Consider the following 262-nt stretch of genomic DNA (forward strand, 5'->3'; position numbering starts at 1 on the left):
CTCGTAAAAAGCCGCAAAAAATAGTCGCAAACGACGAAAACTACGCTTTAGCAGCTTAATAACCTGCTTAGAGCCCTCTCTCCCTAGCCTCCGCTCTTAGGACGGGGATCAAGAGAGGTCAAACCCAAAAGAGATCGCGTGGAAGCCAGAATCAGCCCCAATGTGTAAAGGTAAGTATACCAGATTTATGAGCGCCATGACCAGCCTCAATGGCGTTATCGTTAAAGATTTAGCACCCATGTAGCCTGATTTTTATTCGATT

At 45.8% G+C, this 262-nt stretch carries 1 other RNA gene; it reads left to right on the plus strand.

What is annotated here, in order from left to right:
* Window positions 1-228, plus strand: a transfer-messenger RNA (tmRNA) gene (ssrA, locus tag AC0L3J_RS38165); the annotation flags it as partial.
* Window positions 229-262 lie beyond the last annotated feature (34 nt).

The organism is Bradyrhizobium sp. Kon37 (assembly GCF_055807535.1).